Origin of the sequence: Dictyobacter aurantiacus (assembly GCF_003967515.1) — a bacterium.
Taxonomy (GTDB): domain Bacteria; phylum Chloroflexota; class Ktedonobacteria; order Ktedonobacterales; family Ktedonobacteraceae; genus Dictyobacter; species Dictyobacter aurantiacus.
In genome coordinates, this window is the sequence record NZ_BIFQ01000001.1 from 1926855 (window position 1) to 1947130 (window position 20276).

The window sequence follows — 20276 nt, forward strand, 5'->3', positions numbered from 1 at the left end:
CATAGTAGAATCTTCCCTATTAACTTTTAATAGATACTATATGTCATGGAAGACCTAAATCAACTCCCTCTTTAATTTTCGGGTCAACTTCACTTATTAACCTTGTAAATCGTTCCTTAGCTGCGATTCGGATATCAGAAGCGTAGCGATAGGGAGCATCTAATATTGCTTCTAACAAATTTAGTAAGGTTTTCTTCTCATAATCTTTGATGATGAAATTTTTTAAAAAGATCGCCCATGCTCCTATTTCTTGCGCATCTTGCGATTTGGAGAGAGCACTACATAGCTCATCAAAGTATTTTGGTTCAGTAATTGGAAAAGGAGAGTAAGTCAACAGAAGAATACCTCTTCTCCTGTTAATTATATTTGTATCCCTAATGAGAGATAGACAAAGTTGCCAATCAAAGCCAAGTGCCACCAATTTTGTATTATACTTATCATCCATAAAATCAAATTCTAATACTAAGTCAAGCAACGCTGCAAAAAAGATGATAGCGCCTTGTTGTATTTTATTATCTGTATGGTTGACAAATTTCGCCAAATTTGCTAGATATTCCAGAGAAATATTTAGCAAATTGAGTCGTTGCTGTCGCATACTTACTCCACTTACTCCTCTTGACCAACTGTTTCTCAAAATATTCTCGTTTTCTATATAACTTAATATTGCAGGTGCTACAGTCAAGGGAATAGCTTCAAGGGTAAGCAAATTAAGGAAAAGATTAATACAGCTTTCAATATGATCAGGCAATCTTTTTATTAATACATGAAGCAGCTGTATTCCCTGCTCAATCGTTTTACGATTCAATTGCTTTGAAAAATTAGTCAATATGTATTCTAGTAAAAATGAATTTCCTTGTGGTCGATATTGTACGCTTTTGATATATAAGATTACTTGCTCTAAGAGGACAGGAGATATTTCTGATGTTTGAAGACTTGGTGTAAAATACACATCTATAATCTCTGAAATAGTTATCCCTAAATCTTTAGCAATAATTGCCAGTTCTGGAAACCTATCCACCACATAGTCGTTACTAAGAATGCTAAAAAACTGTTCTTCAGAAGAAAGGACTGATAGATCTTTCTGTAAAGCTTTATTTACTTTTTGGCCGATAAGTAATTCTTGCTGTTCATTAAGTAAGGGTTTGAGAGAAGCAACTCCTACTTGATCTTGTTGCATGTGTCTTTCTAGTATAAGATTAAGTAAAGGTGAAGAACGAGATCTGAAATAAGATACGAACGATCTCTGATTAGCTATCCATATGTCACTCTCAGCTAGAAATTGATCGATCTCCGAGGATGTCAGTATATGAATTTCACAATATAGCGTCCAAATACAAGCCCTTAATTGGGGCATCAATTTTGAATCACTGAGAAGCCGACTTAATACGTCAGGCGGAATTAATTTCATAAATCGCTCTTCTTTGTTAAGTTGCTTAATATTAACTTGAAAAATTTTGAGAGAGGTATCAATTTTTAACGTGTAAATTTGGCTTAATGTTGATTGCCTCATAATCGAGATCATTCCTGATAGATGGATAATTTGCATAAGTAGGTTTATTTGACTGGAAAAAGATGTCAAATCGTCTAATACTTCAAGTTTGAAACTGTTATAATAATAGTAGTACATTCCCAAATCAAATAGACAGTTCATTAATTCATTAGCTCGCTCTTCCGATAAAGGTAAAGCCTGTAGAACTTTTTGGGTATAATGTGCATTAGTGCTCCACCAAACCCTGAAAGTGTTATGTATTTCTTTCGTCCAAACTTGCCAATGTACTTTTAATTGTTCAGACAACCATATTGGTTTCACTTTATAAAGAAAACCTAGATTTAATGCTTCTATGATGACTTTTTCACGACTACTAAGCAATAATATTTCTAGAGCTCGCATAAAGTATTGATCAGCTCCTATAGATTTCCCATATATATCTATAACCATTAGCAGCTGAGTATGAAGGATAGGCAAATGGTTCTTTTTGAACAATACATTTAGAATTTCACGGTAATCATCTAAGGAGAGTTTTTGTAATGCATCTCTAAGGTAAGTACGGTTTTTGGGTGTTATATCGTCATCAAACACAGTTAAAGCATGTTCCAATGTACTTAATTGTAAATTGCGATATGAACCAAATACGCCATCTGCTACTATATCCAATGCAAGCCATGCACCTCGGCGTAGATATGTATCAGGATACTCTCGATCAATTTGACGGCATATTTCAAGAATATTTGCGGCTTCACCTCTATAGTAATTGATAATACGACCTGCTACAAACAAAGCAACATTATGCCAGTGTTGTGAATAAGCAATGGCTTTGAAACGGGCAAAGCGCTGATTCGTATCCTTGGCTGTTTCAGCGATATGAACTCCCGCAAAAAATTCCTGTAATGATCGTATTTCAAATCCAAAAAAACCTTTTTCCGGCTCAACAATTAGAACCAAGCGTGTCCTTGCTTCTTCAACTATCTGCTCAGCTCGTTGCTGAATTGCTTGCGCGGATAAACGATTGTTTTGTGAATATAAAAAATGACATACTAGTTGAACAAATTCATTGGCAGGTAAAAGAGAACGTGTATTTTCCGTTGCAGCATTTCTATGTAGTAAGTATCCCATATAAGCATGTAGACTAAAGAGCAATAGGTCATCCGTGAGAATCATGCCTTGTGCTTTAGCTTTTTCTCGATCTAAAATAGTGGTCCAATACTTTTCAAAAAGAGCTTCTCGTTGAGAAGGAGGACGACCTCGATCTTTAATGATTAAGAGGATGATAGTGACCTGTAGAGGAGTTGTTAACAGATCACGTGTATGTCTTTCATTAAGGCATTCGTCTAAGGTTTGCTTAATACGCCGCTGCTCTTCTTCTAATAAGGCTGCCTTTATATTGATCCAGTTAGCAGCATACTCATTGACCTTTTCTACCGACATAGGTTGGAGTTCCATATGCCAAAAGTTGTCGGGAGAGAACTGGTCTTTATAGCTAGTTGGGCGACAAGTAGCTATCACTTGCATGTTTGCCCTTAATTGTTCTGCTCGTGAAAGAAATTCAGTAATACATGAGAGCATCTGATCACAAAGATTTTGTTCAGTTACTTCATCCAAGCCATCAAAGATGAGGAGAGTTGGACGTGTTCGTAGTATCTCATGGATAATCTTTTCATCAACTTCACGTGGACAGGCTGCTTTTTTACATATTTGTTCAGCTATATAAGCTTCTACTGTTTCATGTTCGGAGCTATCAGCAAGCCATTGAGCAAAATATTTAAGAACAATACGAAAAGGTATACGCTTAGTTTTGGGTCGTAATCGTTTTTTCGCTGCTTTGCCTCCTGGGAGATCTTGATAAAGTTCATCTTCTCGCTGGAGCAAGATTGCTCTATGTATTTGAGCTAAATATTGCCCCAGTGTTGACTTCCCCTGTCCAGGTCCACCAATGATGACAAACTGTGTGAAGATTTCTTTCACAAAACTATTCATTGCAGACAATACTTTTTCCCGACCAATTAAAGCTCTTTCTGATGTTCGTTCGGCTTCTGCCCATAATGATACCCGTTTATACCGAGAGCGTTTGCCAAAGAGGGCAATGCTGGGAGGATTGGGCTGATCCTTTCGAGGTTTCATTTCCAAATCAACAAAAACCTGGTGTAATAGCGTGGTACGATCCGAGTCAGTCTCACCTGCTTGGTCAAGTTTGGCAACCTGATCCTCTTTAAACGAGGCCGCTAAATATAAGCCGATCACTTCTTGTAAACGCTCGTTTAACGCATGTGTATGCTCGCTTGAGATAGAGTGAGGTGTGTATTTGTTGCGAATAAGCTCAAGAACGTTTTCTATTGTGATTTTTTTTGCCAGGAGTTGTGGGTTTTTATTTTCTGCTTCATTAAGGCCATACCAGTGACGAGCAGGATCGTTACTACTAAGTGAGGAGGCTTTATATATCATTGCGATTAAGTCGTCACGCAATACAGCTAAAGCTAGTGCAGAGAGATCCTGGCAGACGGTTAGAGATGACAAATGGTCCTGCGCAATTTCGGCCTCAAAACTATCTAGTCCTGGCCCTCTAACTAATTTTAGCTTCTTGAGCACAGACATAAGATCTTGAGGATTACACTGACAATATTGACAGAGAACGTCAAAAGATTCATTAAAGGGAGGATCTAAAAGGCTTGGAGAAGTAGCTTTTTCTACCGCCTGTAAAAGTTTTAGTGGGTTACGCCCCAGTTTGCGCTGTGCGCTACTGCTTTCTGGGCCAATGTTGGAGACAAAATAATAACCATTTATTTTTCCAGGAAATTCCTGATCTAACTCAATAAAGCGCTTTATACTATGCTTGAAGTCATCATCTAATAGGGTCCACAATCCACTTTGCCGAGTTTTGATTTGATAGACATCAAAATTATCACTATCTATTTTTCCAACCAAATCTTCATAGTTCTCGCATATAATAGCTTGATATGGTAGTTTTTGATTAATAGAAGCAACAAGGAGAACAATACCATAAGCATGTTGATAACGAAATCGGCGTTGTATATCATCACCTGGATCGGTTGTGTTTAAAACACTATCTATAGAAGGTGTGTGAAAAATCCCTTGCTGATAACCGCCTTGATTTTTTTGTTGTGGACTTTGTTTAGCCATTATACTACCTCTGTTTTCAAATACGGTTGCTAGTTGCGATTAAACATAAACAAATTGCAAGTCGATTAACGCCAAAGGCCTCCAGTGCATATACAAATCATGAATTATCCTATTATACTTCCTATTTCCGAAATGTTCAATGTAGAATATCAGCTGTTGCTTACTAGAGCTAGCCTACTATACGTTTAAATTAAAAAATACAATGTTTCATGTTCTCTTTGATACTGTAATTGTGTGCACGGCAAAAGCGCTGATAGCCTGGCATTACAAAAGGCCCAATGTTAGGATATTGATGATGTCAGATAGAAGTAGCTGTGGATAGGCCATCAGCAAATGTGAAAAGAACAATCAAGTACGTTCTTACATGCGTCCCTTCTACTCGCCCAGTATATTTGTCCTGAGCCTTCATTTGCTCTTAGTATTAAAAAGGATGCAAAAAAGTTCTTATATTTCATAGAGAAAACATGATTAATTCCCTTGCGAGTTAATCGGGGTAAATGACAAGCTATTAAAAGAGTAGTTCAAATCCTCTTATTGCTAATCAGGCCACAATCAAATAGGCCTAATTGTCCTAAAAAAGGACCTGCCTTAATTTCCACCACGTCTGCTATCTATCCGCCAAAGGAAGCATCGCCGTACAGCAACTCAAAAATAAGAATCAATAGATATAAATAAACGGTTTTATTAAGAACAGATCCCGATAAAGAATGGGGGCAAAAGTGGGGGCAGAAACGTTCAACGCAGGTTATGAAGCCTTGATTTATTTGGACAATTTTAATAAGCCAATCAGCTTGAGAGGCCCATCGGGGCAGATGGCAAGCCATTAGAAAACGGGACTGTGAGTAGTTCAAATCCTCTCACCCCGACTACCAAACGAGGCCGGAAGCTTTCTGATAAACGAGTTTCCGGCCTCGTTTTATTTATACCTCTCCCTCGTCTTTCAAGCCTCGTATACCTCACAAATGCAGCAACGGTGTAGCAACCCGCTTATTTTGTTGCTTCGCTCATGGTCACGCGTAAATCCGAAGGCGTTTGAAATACAATGTGAGGTAACGGGGCGGATCAGGTTGTTGTGTGCCAACGAGTTCCCACCCTTGTGCGCCCAATACATTACAAAAATCTACTATAGAGGCATATACCTTTCCGTCATCGAGTATGTTCTGCTCATTCATCTGAATGACCTTCCACATCCTTTGTGTCTGGTAGCCAGAATGCAGTAAAAAAGAACAATATTCCCATTGTTGCATATAGGTTCCTTATCTTACCTCATCTTAAAAAGTTTGCTTATGAAGATAGACGCAACAAAATGGAGTATGTAAAAGGCCCCTGACATCAGTTTTCCTGCCCTTTATGTCCTCTATAGAAATTTTTATCTGGTATGTGTAGGTATGTGCATTTTAATCAGTTTGGTATTTATCTTCTATAGTTTCACCCTATTATCAAGAAAACTTTAGTAGTGCAAGTACTACTCGTTTCTCTACTTGTGTGATATCCTTATAAGGATCAAGGCAACGCGAGGGCATATCCTACAGATGCTTGCTTATGCCTATGGTGATAATAAGCAAGAAGATGCGTTTGACCGTGCTATCGCAGAAACAACTGATCTACTCGCGTTTTCTGGCGAGGGAATAGATGCGTCAAAAAAGGACGGCCCATCAGTGATGAGCGCATAGTTCTTGAATGGCGCTACGCATGGTTGGCTGCACATCAAAGCGTTGGGTAAGAAAATCCAGGATGGCCAGCGCTGACTCAACGTTGTGCTCATAGCCTTGAATAAAGCTCGGGAGGTAGCGGGCTACCTGTGGATAGCGCGTCTCATATCTGCGTTCTACATTGAATGGATCTTCGTTCTGTACCTGCGCGGTTTCCAATGTTTTGGTCAACGCAAGGATATGATCGACCGCATAACTCTGGATAAAACGCGTGCCGGTCAGTATCTCTCCTCGATGCACACGGCCAAGTCCAACATAAAGATTGGTCAATGCCTCACCCAGATGCCACTCCATGGTGCCTTCAATAGGATTGACGCGTTGCTGTACAGGTTGCGGCTTAAGCAATCCCTCATCAAATGAAGCATCTTTCCAGACAAGACGCCCCTGTGCAAAAGGAATATGACGGAGCTCTTGCGGTTCGAATACGGCAAACTCACAGAAAATGCCATCCTCAAACAATGCCTTGTAACCATCCACGGTATTTCGAAAAATATAGCTCAACGGACAGGGAATAGCCAGCCAATCAAGATTCTCAATATAGCGGGCCTTTGATCCTGGCCTGACAATCGCAAAAAAATCCAGATCTGAATATTCATCCAGTCGCTCGGTTTCGATACCAACCGATCCAAGGCCAAGAAGCGCCAGTGCTGTACCTGTATCCCTCAATGCGATCCCAATCTCATCTAATCGCGCAAGAAGTTGCTGCGTTGTTGGCATGAAAATTTTCCCTTTCAATAATTCTTTTTATCAGTAAAAATGTAATTATAACTCATACATTGACGACCTTGTAGCAATAAAAATAATAGGTTTTTAACAAAACCATATTGTAAATTTAAAAATTACAAGTTACTCTTTTCAGGTGCCTATACATAAAAGTTATTTTTGTGTTAAACACAATGAGAGGAAAATATTTGTATGCAGAAATTGAGAGGCAGGGTATGGATCGCTTCTTTCCTGGCCCTGATCAGCTTGCTGGGTAGTGCATTACCCCAGGTCGCGCTGGCGGCTGCGAGTCAGCCTGCGCCAGCGGGCAATGTGACGTTTAAAGATGAATCGGGCGATACGACGACCCCTATCAAACATGTGATCGTCATTATTGGCGAGAACCACACCTATGATAATGTCTTTGGAACATATCAGCCGGTCCATGGTCAGACGGTAAATAATCTGCTGTCCGAGGGTATCGTGACCGCTTCGGGAAACCTGGGCAAACATGTCTCGAAGGCACAGCAGGAGACCGCCACCGATACAAAGGCATATCAGCTCACACCCACAAAGACAGGGAAGTATCAGACCTTACCACAGCCATATACGACATATGCACAGGGACAGCCCCAGAATGTTCCCGATCAGCGCTTCCCGGCCAATCTACCCAATGGGCCCTACCAGATTACAAAATATGTGCCCTATGAGAATTCCTACATTGGTGATCCGCTACACCGCTTCTACCAGATGTGGCAGCAGCAGGATGGTGGTAAGGCCGATCTGTACACCTGGGTTCATGAGACTGCCGGTGACGACAACGGCGCGCTTCCGCCCAAGCCAACCAATCAGGGCGCTTTGTCGATGGGTTACTACAACATGAGCACCGGCGATGCACCTTTCTTCAAGCAGATGGCCGATACCTATGCCAGCAGCGACAACTATCATCAGGCGGTAATGGGTGGTACCGGCGCGAACCATATTATGCTAGGCACCGGCGATTCCGCTTATTATCAGGATGCGCAGGGACGCCCTACGGTTCCTCCCAGCAATCAGATTGAGAATCCCAATCCAAAACCAGGCACAAACAATAACTATACCCAGGATGGCTACTCGGGCGGTAGCTATAGCAACTGTTCCGATCCAAGCCAGCCAGGCGTCAACCAGATCCAGAGCTATATCCATTCACTGCCATATGCACCGTTCCGCAATGGAGATTGCGCGCCCGGCGCTTACTATCTGCTGAACAATTACCTGCCTGGCTATACGCCTTCGGGACAGCTTTCCAGTGGTACACCCTATATTGTTCCCCCTCAGAAGTTCCCGACCATCGCGGATGAGCTGTCTGCGCGCAACGTATCCTGGAAATATTATGGCCAGGGCATGAACGATGGCAAGACGCCCAGCCAGTACTTCTGCCCCATCTGCGATCCCTTCCAGTACGCAACTTCGATCATGACTACATCGAAGAAAAATAATCTTCAGGACTTCACACAGTTTCAGAAGGATGTCACCAACAACACGCTGCCCGCCGTCTCATTTATCAAACCCGACGAGATTCATGATGGGCATCCAGCCTCCTCCTCGCTATCGATCTTCGAGAACTATTCGAAGGATATCGTCAATGAGGTAAAGAGCAATCCGAAGCTGTTCAAGGATACCGCGATTCTCATCACCTTCGATGAGGGTGGCGGCTACTACGACTCGGGCTACATCCAGCCACTGACCTTCTTTGGCGATGGTCCTCGCGTTCCGCTGATGGTGGTTTCACCCTACTCAAAACGCGGCTATGTCGATCATACCTACAATGATCACGTATCGATCCTGAAATTTATCGAGGCAAACTGGAAGCTGCACACGCTCTCATCGCGTAGCCTTGATAACCTGCCCAATCCGCGCACGAGCGCCTATAACCCGTATAAACCGGTCAACGGACCAGCCATCGGCAACCTGATGGAGCTGTTCAATTTCCACCACGATGACTAAACGTCCTTGACATGTAGCGCCACGGCTGGCAATACGGTAATTTTTTCCGATAACTCCTCATTGATAGGAAAAAACCGGAGCCCCCTCCTTCTCGTTTCGAGAAGGAGGGGGCTCCGGTTGCATACTGTACTCTATTCAGAGCTATTTGAACGCGTACGAGAACACGTGCAAATAGCCATTCATAGGTAGGGTGATGCTTTGTAGTGTACTGTTTGGGTTCAGATAGAACTCATTCATGTAGATGTAGTTGTTAATTGTCTGATGACCGGTATGAGTATTGCGATAACTCATAGTCGCCGCGACAGGTTCTAAGCCAGACTTAGAATTACACCAGTCCGGGAAAGACAATGAAACGGTCTCAGAGTGCCCATCAGTATATGTGAGGGTAAGCGCGCCACCAGTGACGCCATTCACCGAAGAGCCCAGAAATGCCAGGGATTTTGCGCCCGCAGGAGGAGTGACATTAAATACCTGGTTCGTCGTCACATAGTTATCCATTGTACCAGCGGCAGGCCAGGGGAAGCTATACCCGTTGTATTTAAAAGTGCCACCCGGGGTCAGGCCAGCACTCTGCATCGCCTGCGCAGAGTAACTGCTCCCATTGGGACTATCAAAATTTCCAACTGAGGTCGCGGTATCATTGGTGATACCCACGTTGTTATAGGTACCAGCTCTCTCAGCAGCCGCAAAGATATGCATAGTACCGCCGGTTGTTTGTGGCAACTGCACGCTGGTCAAAGTTTTGCCAGCAGCCAGCGGAATCTCATTGTAGTAGAGATAATTCTTTGTGGCCTGTGTGCCATAAGGAGTATTACGATATGGCATAGTGGCAATCACATAATTAGTAAATTTTACAGCGTTCGCACACCAGTCGGAAAACGCAAGTGTAGCAGTCGAGGTAGTACCGTCACTATAGTTCAAGGTAATCAGACCCGACGAAGCGCCACCTGTAGCTGAACCAAGGAACGCCAGGGAAGTAGCATTGCTAACGCTGTTGACAGTAATAGTCTGCCCATTCGCAACCCAGTTATCAGGAAATAAACCAGATCCATACATTACAGTAAAAGTGGCACCATTGATAGTGAATGGATGCAGATTATTGGGTGAACTAAAGAGGATCCCGGCATTCTGCAGAGCCTGTCCGGAATAACTTTTACCACTACCATCGAAATTACCAAAGAGTGGTCCATTATCGTCAGAGACGCCTACATTATCAAAGAAACCGCTAGTGCCGGTGGCGATTGAATAGACGTGTATATGACCACCACTGGTCGACGAGGGCAGTATAATGCTTTGCACCGTTCTAGTAGGGTCGATATTCATTTCCGCGTAGAAAAGATAGGTGCTCACCTGCTGCTGACCAGTACGTGTGTTGCGACTGGACATAGCATAAAAATAGCGATTGCCGAAGGAAGGTGGCTGGGAATGAGCGTTCAATGTCCAGTCACTGAAACCCAGTTGAAAGGGCATACTATAACCATCGGTGTAGACGATAGTAGCGGTACCCACAGAGGGACCACCAGTAGCCGCGCCGATAAAACCTAATTTTGCTGCGTTCGCAACAGGGGTGATAGAGATGGTTTGTCCGTTGGCCACATAATTGTCAGGAGAGCCTGGCAAGACATCAGGCCACTGGAATTTCATATTATAGTTGCCAGCGAGATCGTTGTTATAGGAGATGGTATAGCCAGTCCCCCAGCCCATAGCCGATGATGAATAGCTGGCACCGCCACCATCGAAATTACCCGCTGTTGGATAGGCATCATCGCTCATACCGGTATTATTATAGGGATTGGTGTATGTGGCGGCACGTGCACCATAAGCGAAGATATGCATTTTTGCGCTAGTAGTAAGTGTTGGTAACTTTACACTTACAGCTTGCTTCGTCGCATCTGTCTTAATTGTTGCATAGAAGAGATACGTTTTTACGTTCTGAGGTCCACTGCGGAGATTCCGATATGGCTGAGCAGACACAATAACATTGCCATAAGAAGGTGAATTTGCTCCACCACCGAGTGTCCAGTCGCTCATACCAAGCGAGAAGCTTTGCGTGGTCCCATCGCTGTAGGTCACTATCACTGTGCCACTAACAGCACCACCCGAGGCGGCTCCAATAAAACCAATCACCTGGGTATTCGTCTGTGAAAGTGGGAGTACCTGTCCGCTGGCTTGCCAGTTATCTGCCAGTGTAGGGCTACTCTGATTATTCACGTTGGGCCAGGAAAACTGGATACCATCATAGATAAAAGGGATGCCCGGCTCGATGTTGGTTGTAATTAATGCGTCATAAGAATAGCTACCATTGGCACCATCGAAGTTTCCAGCCGTCACGTTTGACTTCGAGCTAATACCAACATTGTTGAAAGCAGGAGCGCTGCTCGCAGTTGTGTTCATTGCCCTGGTAGAAATACTTGAGTGCGGTGGAACTGCATAAAAAGACTGCTGACCTTTACTTCGGTAGGTAGCAGCATCGCCAATCAACCCTGAAGCAGTGGCCTTTGCAGTATGGGGCTGAAGACGTATGCTGACCACTGAAAAGGCCGCACCAGCCAGCACTACAAACATAAGAAAAGACGTAAATAGAATGCGTCTATACCGGCGAAAGAAGGTTGTCGGCATTGACTGTACAGCATTCCCTTGCCTATGATCCGGATCCATCATAAATGCTCTCCCGGTCTATGAACATGCATATGCATCTATACACATGTTCACAAAAATTATAGAGTGATAGAAACAAAATATATCTGTAATCCTTAATAGGATGTACACGCAACCTGTCCTGCTTTTTGAGAAGGGAAGATAACAATTCATATTTTATAAGCAAGGATACATATGCAGATGTAATGTATTACTCTGTGGCTTTTATATATTCTTTATATATTTATATTGCAAACCCAACAGGAATATACTTTAGCAGAACAGTACTTGTCAATAATTTTATACTTATGTATATTTTTTTAGCAAAAAAGGCCCGCATTATTTTTTGCGGGCGCTAATCAAGGTAGCTCCGGGGGTAAGCAACCTATGCTCACGTACCTGCTCCATACCACAGGACTGTAGCCAGTCTTTGACCTCTGAAAAGGGATAGCAGGTGCCGCCGACGATCTCCATGGTGTTGGCCATCAACTGGACCATGGTGTTGGCGATTCGCGAGTAGCGTGTCTGGTTGGGGATCTGATCGACGAAGAAAATCTGGCCGCCTGGCTTCAGGATGGCGATGACTTTGGTCAACAGGGCGCGATTCTGCTCCGGCTGCAGCAGATGGGCAATGTGGAAGTAGAGAGCCGCATCAAAGGTGGCGGGAAACTGTTGCTCAAAGGAGTCTCGTAAAAGATCTGTACAGATAAAGTGGATCTGCTTGTTCAGCTTCTGCTGCTCTACGGTACGCAGGCCCGCGTCAATGCCGGGCTGAATATCCAGCACGGTAGCCTGCAGGTGCGGATATTTGCGGCAGAGCATGGCGCTATACGCCGCGTGTGAGCCCCCGATATCCACCAGACTGCAGGCCCCCCTGGGTAAGTGGATTTTGTAGATGACCTCCCGGCCAAGCACGCTGGCCAGAGAGGCCAGTCCCGCGTAGTGGCGCGCCAGCTGGCGTTGCACCTCAGGATCGCCGGGATCTTCTTCATATGGCATGCGCTGGGCAGGCTGATGCGTGCGGATGGCGGCCGGTAAATTCTTCCAGATATCAACGATGTCTGGACTGTGGATGACGTAGGGCGCGACAGAGAAAGGCGAGCTTGTCAGCAGCCAGCGGCGCGCGACGCGCGAATTACGATAACGTCCCTTGCGCTCCCGTATATATCCCGCCGAAACCAGTACCTGGAGCAAGAGCTTCAATCCATCGGGATGGCAATCCAGATGTTCAGCCAGTTGCTCCAGGGTCAGGGACCTGCGATCCAGCGTATCAAACAGGTTGAGTTCGCAGGCGGTCACCAGCACGCGGGCAATGCCAGGCACCAGCGGGGTATCGAAAAGCGGTGAAGGTAATAAATTCAGGCTGGCCAGAATATGGTCAATAAGAGATAAGCGTAAGGGCATGCGCGCTACCTTTCAACAAGACACTACATTCATTTCGTTCAGGGATCACACAGATAATACGAATCACATGATAAAGAGGCTGCTAAGCCAGCCACTGGCCAGCAGCAGACATGTGAATACCGTCAGAAGAAAATAGTGCTTGTCGTTGTGCTCGCTGCGCCAGAAGCGGGGCCAGATAGCCAGCACAACTATCAGTACACATACCAGCAGGAGCGTCGGCCAGATAATCAGGGGTTGCGCCTCGGCGATGTTCAGCAGCGTAAAAAGCCCCACCAGGATGGTCGCGCTCAGAACCAGCAGGGGACAGGCCAGCAGCGTCCTTTGTTCACCCAGTACGACCGCCAGGGTGCGCGCATTGTTGGTCGCGTCCTCAGCGATATCTGGTAACGAGTTGGAAAGGTTGAGGGCGATTCCCAGCAGCGCGGCCACGGGGATCAAGCAGAAGAGGGCGGGTGAGCCATGAGCAACACCAACGAAGGCATACACGGGGATCAGGGGGATAGCCAGCGCAAAGACGATGCCGCTCCACGGTGTCGATTTGAGTCCCAGGTTATACCCCTGCCCCAGCAACAGGTAGAGCAGCGAGATGAGCAGGGCCAGCCAGTTCAGGGGCAGCAGCAGCAGAAACATCAGGATGATCCACGCCCAACCAAACACCAGCGCCTCGCGCGCTGAAACCAGTCCACGCGCGATCGGCTTCTGGCGCTTGCTCTCGATATCCAGTCGCCGATCACAATAATCGTTGAGTACAGCGATCGAGCACTGCATAGCGAAGTGGGCACCGATCACCAGCAACAAGGTGGTCCAGACCAGGTGGGGCCACGCGCCCAGTACGGCGAAGACAGTTACCGCCACAGTATGAATCAACACTGGTCCTGGATGACAGAGCAAAAAAAAGCCCAGCGCTCTATCGCCAGGCCGTCGCTGTTTCAAAGTTTCCACGATATGCTCCCCCTAATCTGCCGCCATCATCACCCTCACAACCAATCAGTACTCCATCATATCAAGAAACGTATATAAGTTGAGTTACCAGACCGGTAAACGATCCATTACAGCCTTATACCACTGATCGCGCATATCAGAACCGGCCACCGCCAGCGTAATCCAGATACCAAGCAGCGTTCCCATTATCCACAAAAAGAACATGACTGTATCACTATTAACATGGACCAGCCCCTGCCAGAGAGAAAGCACCAGCAAGGATAGTGGATCATGCCCATTGGCGATAGGCAACGCGGCACGCGCCGAGGGCTGCTCCAGCACAATGCCTGACATGGTAATAGTCGCCAGGGCGACAGCGATCAACATCTCTGGCAGCGAAGGTCGGAATGAGGTCAGGGGACGCGCTTTCTGTTCCTGAACCGCGACCTGCTGTGAACTTAGCGCCACGCGCCGCATAATATGCATAGTCAGATCAGCTGGCTCACGCACCATCTCCATCTCATTTAATGCCTGATCAATCTCTAGCAATAGAAAATATTCGTGGCAACAGGCAGAGCAACTTGAAAGATGCGATTCCAGGGCACGCGTCTGCTCTAAATTCAATTGTTTATCGAGATACAATTGTATTTGGCGGGTCGCTTTTGAACACTGCATGACTAACCTTTCGTTTTCCACTCTTGATCAAACGCCTCTAAACGCTCTTTCAGCAGATTCCTCGCCCGAAAAAGATGCGTTTTTATTGTTCCGATCGGCATAGTCAAAATTTCAGCCATCTCCTCGTAAGTCATTTCCTGCAAATGTCTTAACACCAGCACGACACGATATTTGGCAGGCAGGGTTGATATATGTTCACGCACGATCGCCTGTCTATCATGGGCTTCTAACTCAGCCCCGATACGCTCATCGCTATCTACAGCCTCCGCCTGCATAGCGACCTGTAATGCGCTATCTTTCTTCCGCTGTTCTAGCTGCTTCAACGCACAATTATAGGCGATCCGGTGCAACCAGGTAGTAAAACGCGCGTCCCTTCGAAATGATCGCAAACCTTGCCAGGCAGCCAGAAAGGTCTCCTGGGTGACTTCATTGGCCTCGTCATACTGCTGGAGCATCCGGTATACTAAATTAAATACACGACGCTGATGGCGCTGGACCAATACAGCAAAGGCATCCTGGTCCCCGGATTGGCTGGCGATGACAAGGGCAACATCATCTTGATCTGTAAATGTCGAGGCTACGCCTGTCAGTGATATTCCAATACTTTGTGGTGGCTGCAATAGATACTCACTCATCATACTAATTTAGAGTCTCATTTGAAGGCATATGTTTCACCAAACTGACGAAACATACAACTTGCTTAAACGTATCTTATCATACAGACTCATATCTGTATAAAGAGGTAGCCCTATATGTCATTCAACGCGATAGTTATTTTAATTGGCTGGCTGATCGCCCTGGCCATTTTTCTCGGTTTTATCATCTTGCTACGTTACATCCAGCACCGTGAACGCATGGCCATGATCAGTCGTGGGCTTCATCCATCAGAAACGCGACGCAGGCGCCGCAACAGGGGCATTCTACGAGCAGGTCTGATTACCATGATGGTCGGGCTTACCCTGCTTATCGGCTTATATCCAATCGGCTTTTTACTGCCTCCGAACCTTGCCTCTACCCCGATCCATATTGGGCCCTGGTTACTCCCGGGTTTGATCCCGTTTGGCGTCGGACTGGCCCTGACCGGCAGCTATTATCTGGAGCAGAACTCACAGGGCGACATTGAAGACCCAAAGGACACCAGGCACAATAAAAAAGACGATACCAATATCATCCCGCTCAAAGAGCGCAGAGAGGGTCCTCACGCGTAAAGGCGGCGCATCCGGCGCAAAGCAACAAACACAGTGAATAGTGCGTCTGTGTGCTTATTCCTGACGTTCATTCATGGCTTAAAAGCACTTCAAATCCCGTTAGCCTGTTTTTTTGGGCGTTCCTAAAATTTCATATAAAAACGCTTGACAGAAAAGCCGGTCAGTGCTATTATCTCTCTTGCGCCAGACAGGAACGTCTGAAGCGTCTACATAACACAAGTAATTGTGAAATGTAAGAACATGAACAACTGAAGAGTGGTAAGGAAACAGAAAAACATAAGCCAGTTAATTGCTTTGATAAGCTTGCCATAACATTGCATAGTAATTCTCTGTAGAGAGTTTTACATATAAAAAATTGGATGGCGAGTTTGATCCTGGCTCAGGATAAACGCTGGCGGCGTGCCTAACACATGCAAGTCGAACGCCCTGTGCAAACAGGGAGTGGCGGACGGGTGAGCAACACGTGGGTTATCTGCCCTGGGGTGAGGAATACCGGCGAGAAATCGCCGACAATACCGCATAGCTTCGCAAGAAGAAAGCTCGCAAGAGCGCCCGAGGATGAGCCTGCGCTCGATTAGTTGGTTGGTGGGGTAATGGCCTACCAAGACCGCGATCGATAGCTGGTCTGAGAGGACGATCAGCCACACTGGGATTGAGAACGGCCCAGACTCCTACGGGGGGCAGCAGTGAGGAATTTTCGTCAATGGGGGCAACCCTGAACGAGCAACGCCGCGTGCAGGAAGACGGTTTTCGGATCGTAAACTGCTTTTCTCTGGGACGAGAACGGACGGTACCAGAGGAATCAGCCTCGGCTAACTACGTGCCAGCAGCCGCGGTAATACGTAGGAGGCGAGCGTTGTCCGGAGTTACTGGGCGTAAAGCGCACGCAGGCGGTCAGATTAGTCTGTGGTGACAGTCGTCGGCTCAACTGACGAAGTACTATGGAAACTGTCTGACTTGAGGGCTTCAGAGGGACACGGAATTCCGGGTGGAGTGGTGAAATGCGTAGATATCCGGAGGAACACCAAAGGCGAAGGCAGTGTCCTGGGAAGTACCTGACGCTCAGGTGCGAAAGCTAGGGGAGCGAACAGGATTAGATACCCTGGTAGTCCTAGCCGTAAACGATGACCACTAGACGTTGGGGGTATCGACCCCTTCAGTGTCGTAGTTAACACAATAAGTGGTCCGCCTGGGGAGTACGGTCGCAAGATTAAAACTCAAAGGAATTGACGGGGACCCGCACAAGCAGCGGAGCGTGTGGTTTAATTCGATGCAACGCGAAGAACCTTACCAAGGCTTGACATGAACTTGCACCAGCCGTAACGGGCTGTCCCTTCGGGGCGGGTTCACAGGTGCTGCATGGCTGTCGTCAGCTCGTGTCGTGAGATGTTGGGTTAAGTCCCGCAACGAGCGCAACCCCTGTCGTTAGTTGGATTTTTCTAGCGAAACTGCCGTTATAAGACGGAGGAAGGCGGGGATGACGTCAAGTCAGCACGGCCCTTACGCTTTGGGCGACACACACGCTACAATGGTCAGGACAAAGAGTTGCGAACCCGCGAGGGGGAGCTAATCTCGTCAAACCTGGCCTCAGTTCAGATTGGAGGCTGCAACCCGCCTCCATGAAGTTGGAGTTGCTAGTAACCGTAGGTCAGCACACTACGGTGAATACGTTCCCGGGTCTTGTACACACCGCCCGTCACACCACGAAAGTTGGCAACACTTGAAGCCGCTGGGCTAACCCATCTGGGAGGCAAGCGTCGAGGGTGGGGTCAGTGATTGGGGTGAAGTCGTAACAAGGTAGCCGTACCGGAAGGTGCGGCTGGATCACCTCCTTTCTAGGGAGCTTGAGCACGCGTCTGAAGACACTTCAGACATCTAAGCGTGTTCCACTTCCAGGTCGGTCTTACTTCACAGAGTAAGAGATCTAAACGAGCTTGTCGAAGTTGGCGTTTGACTGCTCCGCCTTACCACTCTTTAGTTGTTCAGGTTCACAACATTGCTTATGTAGTACAATAAAGAAATAGATACGGGCTTTTAGCTCAGGTGGTTAGAGCGCAGTCCTGATAAGACTGAGGTCCCTGGTTCGAGTCCAGGAAGGCCCATTCGGGGGCGTAGCTTAGTTGGTAGAGCGTCGCCTTTGCACGGCGAAGGTCAGGAGTTCGAATCTCCTCGCCTCCACCCCGGATTTCTCATCCGCTGCTTTGTACACGCGGGTGGGATGGTGACATTAGCGGAAGGGCAACACCCGTTCCCATCCCGAACACGGAAGTTAAGCCTTCCAGCCCTGATGATACTGCGTGGGCAACTGCGTGGGAAAATAAGACGTCGCCATTCCACCCGCTGGTATAAAGCAGGAAATGAGAGCCGCGGGCTTTTAGCTCAGGTGGTTAGAGCGCAGTCCTGATAAGACTGAGGTCCCTGGTTCGAGTCCAGGAAGGCCCATTATCCGATCTCCTAAATGAGACAGCTCCGCTGCTCTTATTTTTTTGCCCCACGTGTTACGGGCTTTTAGCTCAGGTGGTTAGAGCGCAGTCCTGATAAGACTGAGGTCCCTGGTTCGAGTCCAGGAAGGCCCACTTTGATGAAGCGAGGGCGGTGCAGGTTCTCTCAACCGAGAGAACCTGCACCGCCCTCGCTTCATATTCCCTATCTCTGTTATTGATGTCCGCGCAGCCGGTTATAAACCAGGCGCAATCCTTCAAGCGGTAAATACTGGTTGACATACTGGACTTCGGGAATGATCGGTGCCATCTGTTGCGCCATCCCTCCATGGGCGATGATCTTGATCTCGCTGGGATGAGTTACGTCGGGAATCTCCTTGCAAAGCCGCGCGATCAGACCCTGCACCAGGCCGACGTGCCCATAAATAATGCCCGATTGCATGTTCTCGATCGTGTTCTTGCCCAGCGCGGAACGCGGCGGCGTCATGTTGACGCGATAAAGCTGGGAGGCGGCACTGCTTAATGCTTCTGCGGAGATGACCAGGCCGGGAGCGATAGCGCCTCCCAGGAAATCACCCTCGATCGAGGCGACATCAAACGTCGTAGCGGTACTGAAGGCGATCACAATCGCGGGGCCGCCATAGAGATGGTGAGCCGCCAGAATGGTCATGATGCGATCCGATCCCACTTCCCAGGGGTTATCCACCAGCAGCTTGATCCCAAGATCCATCGTATGGTTGATGACCAGCGCTTCGCGGTTACAATAGCGGGCGGCAAGATCCTGAAAGACCGGTGTCAGAGGCGGAACAACACTGGACACTATGATGTCGTCGATATCAGTCAAGGTGTAGCCAACGTGACGCAACAGATCGCTGAGTACCATAGCGTACTCGTCGGCTGTACGCTGCCGACTGGTTGATACGACCCAGAGATGCTTCATTACATCATGATCATATAGACCAAACTTGATATTTGTATTACTGATATCAAGCGCAAGTAACATACATAAGTCCCTTCTCTACTCAAGCATCATGCTGTAAAAAAAGCATTTGGAAACGCTGCTTGATCGCGGCGAGCTCCGCCGCCACGGCTCATCATCTGGGACGGAGCTTTTCTTCGCATCCGTGATAGCTCCCCGGGCGGCTTCGCTCATCCAAATGAGTAGCATACTATTTCTGGGATATCTCCTGCTCCTTGGCGGCGGCCACGTATTTCTTGATTACGGCCGCGATCAGGAAAGGATCGCCATGGGCGTCATCATTGACGACCGTGATCTCTGTGTCTGTACGGTCATCCACGAACGCCAATGATGTTGGGGTGCGCACGCGCTTGCGGCGCTGTTTCTGGCCGCTAGGGGTGATGCCGCGCCCGAAGACAAAGCCCATCAGATTCTCACCCGGACTCTGGATATTGTTGACGCCACCCTCATCAGGGTTACGCTCAAGCGGTGCGCGTCCGCGCGGGGTCACGTGTCGAATATTGACGAGCGGTACGTGGGTCGTTCGAGGGCCTTCTTTATGTACAAAATCCGTGGGGGTCAGTACGATTATGTGTTTTTCTGGCTGAGCCACGCGCAGGATGTCCACGCAGAGCATATAGATGCTACCCAAAAAGATAAAAGCCAGGATACCCAGCAACAATGTGGTTAAAATAATGGAAAAAATCCCACGCTGATAATTAAATGGAACAACGATCGGCACAATTAAGGCTAACAAGCCTCCACCCATTAAAATACCGAAAATCCAACCAATGATTCCCCAGATAACCTTCCCTTTGAGCAGGGGGAAAGTAGACCAGCCAGGCGGCAGTTCCGCGCTTATATTCGCTTGTGCGAGAATCTCTTCTGCGTCCATTTTGAAAGTCCTTGTCAAGATATATGGCACCATCTCATCTCGGCCCATTATACCAGAGAATGTCCCATTTGGAAAAATTACTATGGGTATTTGTACATTGA

Annotated in this window: 11 protein-coding genes, 4 tRNA genes and 2 rRNA genes; 8 read left to right on the plus strand and 9 right to left on the minus strand. The window is 46.9% G+C overall.

Going from position 1 to position 20276, the window contains the following annotated elements:
• Positions 1–43 precede the first annotated feature (43 nt).
• Both KTT_RS07720 and KTT_RS07725 read right to left on the minus strand, forming a co-directional pair.
• Entirely contained in the window at positions 44–4636 is a 4593-nt protein-coding gene (locus KTT_RS07720; RefSeq protein WP_126595426.1) for a dsDNA nuclease domain-containing protein, read from the minus strand.
• Positions 4637–6291: 1655 nt separating this feature from the next.
• On the minus strand, positions 6292–7065 hold the full coding sequence (locus KTT_RS07725; protein ID WP_126595427.1) for a hypothetical protein: 774 nt from the start codon (positions 7063–7065) through the stop codon (positions 6292–6294).
• Positions 7066–7263: 198 nt separating this feature from the next.
• Between KTT_RS07725 and KTT_RS07730 the strand changes: the two genes are divergently transcribed.
• On the plus strand, positions 7264–9036 hold the full coding sequence (locus tag KTT_RS07730) for an alkaline phosphatase family protein (RefSeq protein WP_126595428.1): 1773 nt from the start codon (positions 7264–7266) through the stop codon (positions 9034–9036).
• A gap of 141 nt (positions 9037–9177) precedes the next feature.
• Here the strand turns inward: KTT_RS07730 and KTT_RS07735 are convergent, their stop codons facing one another.
• The 5 genes from KTT_RS07735 to KTT_RS07755 form a co-directional block, all read right to left on the minus strand.
• On the minus strand, positions 9178–11430 hold the full coding sequence (locus KTT_RS07735) for a beta-sandwich domain-containing protein (RefSeq protein ID WP_126595429.1): 2253 nt from the start codon (positions 11428–11430) through the stop codon (positions 9178–9180).
• Positions 11431–12012: 582 nt separating this feature from the next.
• The gene (locus KTT_RS07740; RefSeq protein WP_126595430.1) at positions 12013–13077 is read right to left on the minus strand and encodes a class I SAM-dependent methyltransferase; all 1065 of its coding nucleotides are present in this window, start codon (positions 13075–13077) and stop codon (positions 12013–12015) included.
• 63 nt (positions 13078–13140) lie between these two features.
• Entirely contained in the window at positions 13141–14019 is an 879-nt protein-coding gene (locus KTT_RS07745) for a UbiA family prenyltransferase (RefSeq protein WP_160145718.1), read from the minus strand.
• Between the two features lie 84 nt (positions 14020–14103).
• Positions 14104–14673 (minus strand): anti-sigma factor family protein, encoded by a 570-nt coding sequence (locus KTT_RS07750; RefSeq protein WP_126595432.1) that lies wholly within the window; start codon positions 14671–14673, stop codon positions 14104–14106.
• 2 nt (positions 14674–14675) lie between these two features.
• On the minus strand, positions 14676–15311 hold the full coding sequence (locus KTT_RS07755; protein ID WP_126595433.1) for an RNA polymerase sigma factor: 636 nt from the start codon (positions 15309–15311) through the stop codon (positions 14676–14678).
• 114 nt (positions 15312–15425) lie between these two features.
• Between KTT_RS07755 and KTT_RS07760 the strand changes: the two genes are divergently transcribed.
• The 7 genes from KTT_RS07760 to KTT_RS07790 all read left to right on the plus strand — a co-directional run bounded on the left by KTT_RS07760 (position 15426) and on the right by KTT_RS07790 (position 18457).
• Positions 15426–15881, plus strand: a complete 456-nt coding sequence (locus KTT_RS07760) for a DUF6249 domain-containing protein (protein WP_126595434.1) — start codon at positions 15426–15428, stop codon at positions 15879–15881.
• Between the two features lie 356 nt (positions 15882–16237).
• Positions 16238–17716, plus strand: a 16S ribosomal RNA gene (locus tag KTT_RS07765).
• A gap of 193 nt (positions 17717–17909) precedes the next feature.
• Positions 17910–17983: transfer RNA gene (locus tag KTT_RS07770), tRNA-Ile, on the plus strand.
• 3 nt (positions 17984–17986) lie between these two features.
• Positions 17987–18059: transfer RNA gene (locus tag KTT_RS07775), tRNA-Ala, on the plus strand.
• A gap of 39 nt (positions 18060–18098) precedes the next feature.
• Positions 18099–18215, plus strand: a 5S ribosomal RNA gene (rrf, locus tag KTT_RS07780).
• Positions 18216–18249: 34 nt separating this feature from the next.
• A tRNA-Ile gene (locus tag KTT_RS07785) sits at positions 18250–18323 on the plus strand.
• A 60-nt stretch (positions 18324–18383) separates the two neighbouring features.
• Positions 18384–18457 (plus strand) — tRNA-Ile (locus tag KTT_RS07790).
• Positions 18458–18536: 79 nt separating this feature from the next.
• Here KTT_RS07790 and KTT_RS07795 read toward each other — a convergent pair.
• Both KTT_RS07795 and KTT_RS07800 read right to left on the minus strand, forming a co-directional pair.
• Complete coding sequence (locus KTT_RS07795; protein ID WP_126595435.1) at positions 18537–19325, minus strand: type III pantothenate kinase; 789 nt, start codon at positions 19323–19325, stop codon at positions 18537–18539.
• Between the two features lie 166 nt (positions 19326–19491).
• Positions 19492–20175: a hypothetical protein gene (locus KTT_RS07800; protein ID WP_126595436.1), complete on the minus strand. Its 684-nt coding sequence runs from the start codon at positions 20173–20175 to the stop codon at positions 19492–19494.
• Between the last annotated feature and the right edge of the window lie 101 nt (positions 20176–20276).